Origin of the sequence: Romboutsia sp. (genome assembly GCF_051659545.1) — a bacterium.
In the GTDB taxonomy this organism is placed as follows: domain Bacteria; phylum Bacillota; class Clostridia; order Peptostreptococcales; family Peptostreptococcaceae; genus JBOFOR01.
On sequence record NZ_JBOFOR010000183.1, the window covers coordinates 1 to 2,146 of the forward strand.

Below are 2,146 nucleotides of genomic sequence, written 5' to 3' on the forward strand. Positions count from 1 at the left end.
TCGCTATATTATTTTATTGAGTTTGGGTAAAAATAGGGATTTAAGCATAACTAAAATAATTAAAGAAAAGCAGGAAGAAGCCCAAAAAAGAGAATTTTTTCAGGCTTCTTAATCATATGAACTTTTGACTGTGCAGTAAACATATTATTAATAGGAGTAGATGGGGAGAACCTAGATAAAGGAAATAGATCTGACTCGATGATAATACTAACTATAGATAGCAAAAACAAAGATATAAGATTAACCTCAATAGGAAGAGATACCTATGTAGACATACCTGGATATAGTACAGAAAAATTAAACCACTCTTATGCCTACGAAGGTCCACCTTTACTACTTGAAACTATAAATAAAAACTTCGGCATACCTATAGATAAGTACATAACAGTAAGTTTTAAATCTTTTATGGATATTGTTGATGAAATAGGAGGAATAGAAGTTAATATCGATTCTAAAAACATAGATATAATAAATAGTACTATAAATGAAACCTATTCTATTTATAATGAAGATAAAACTGCTGCGTCAATAAAGCTAATTAAAAATGGAGGAATACAGACCATAAATGGTTATCAAGCATTAGCATTTAGTAGAATTAGATATACAGACAATGGATATGCTAGAGACGGTAGACAAAGAGAAGTAATTTTGAGTGCATATAAGATGCTATTAAAACAAGATTTACCTACTATTAAAGAGGCTGTAAATATTATATTACATAATTGTAAAACGAATATAGCACCTTTAGAAATGGTACAAATAGGAATAAAAGCATATAATATGAAAGACAGTGGAATTGATCAACTAGAGTTTCCTATTGCCTCTCACAGGGAAGATATAATCAAAGGAGAAAAGGGATGGGTAACAGAATGGGATAAGGAGTATAATCAAAAAGAGTTGAAAAAATTTATCTATAATTATAAATAGAATTTATAAAGTAAATCAAATTAAGTTTTTAATAAGCTCATAAAATTATTTAGGGGCTTATTTTTTATGCTTAAATAAACTATACTACCTCAATGGAACAAAATAATAATAGATTATAGCGAATATACATAACTGGTATAGAAAGAATATTATACTTTAGTAGCATAAAAATAATTCTCGATAATGATTTGTATTAAGTTAAAAACTTATATCATATAATTAGATAACAACTAATAAAACATACTTATATTTAGTTATAAAGAATAATAAAAAAGTATATTTAGAAGCCATGAAGTATACTCTATATTTGGGCACTTAGAGTATATGGAGCAAGTAGTGCAACCCACTAAATATTTAGGCATTTTATTGGGGGGATAGATATGCAAACTATTGTAATTTCAGGATCATTAATAGTTAGAAAAGGTATAGTAGAAATATTATCAAAAGAAGAGTGTGTATCGAGTATAACAGAAAGTCATTTATATACAGACATTTACAAATCAAATTATGACTTAGTACTTATAGATTTAAATAAAAATAATAAAAAATATTTACATGATATACAAGAGATAAAATTAAAAGCTAATACGAAAATTGTTATACTAGATTTCTACGAAGACAGAGGATTGTTTTCACAATGTATGAAAGTAGGAGTAGATGGTTATATATTAGCTAATATAGATTCAGAAGATATCGGATATGCAGTAAAACAAGTATCTAGGGGAAAAAAATACTATGATGCAGACTTAATAGAAAATTATATAGCAAGAGGTAATTCAGAGTGTATAGAAGAACTAACAAAAAGAGAACATGAAATACTTATATGCATATCTAGAGGAAAGAGTAACCAAGAAATTTCAAAAGAACTATTTATAACTGAACACACCGTAAAAAAACACACTAGCAATATATTTGCAAAACTAAACTTGAAAGACAGAATGCAAGCAGCATTATATGCTAGAGAAAAAGGGATTGTGGATATCTAAGCCGTATTAAATAGACTATACATAATTATAATTATGTTATAGTCTATTTTCATGAAAACTACATAACATAAAACAAAAAAAGGAGTGAGTCAAATGAAAAACTTTAGAGATTTAGGAGGACACAAGTCCTCTGATGGAAGAATAATAAAAAAAGGTCTGTTCTTCAGATCAGCCCACATACAAGATTTAAACGAAGAAGATATAAATCTATTAAAACAACTAAAAATTAAACA

Annotated in this window: 3 protein-coding genes and 1 riboswitch; all 3 genes read left to right on the plus strand. The window is 27.3% G+C overall.

The window, feature by feature from the left end:
• Positions 1-198: 198 nt before the first annotated feature.
• Complete coding sequence (locus ACRC03_RS10080; RefSeq protein WP_438652436.1) at positions 199-927, plus strand: LCP family protein; 729 nt, start codon at positions 199-201, stop codon at positions 925-927.
• Between the two features lie 273 nt (positions 928-1,200).
• A riboswitch (cyclic di-GMP riboswitch) is annotated at positions 1,201-1,284 on the plus strand.
• A 23-nt stretch (positions 1,285-1,307) separates the two neighbouring features.
• The gene (locus tag ACRC03_RS10085) at positions 1,308-1,913 is read left to right on the plus strand and encodes a response regulator transcription factor (protein ID WP_438652437.1); all 606 of its coding nucleotides are present in this window, start codon (positions 1,308-1,310) and stop codon (positions 1,911-1,913) included.
• Positions 1,914-2,006: 93 nt separating this feature from the next.
• Positions 2,007-2,146: tyrosine-protein phosphatase (locus tag ACRC03_RS10090; RefSeq protein WP_438652438.1), on the plus strand; the 140-nt coding region annotated here is incomplete at its 3' end.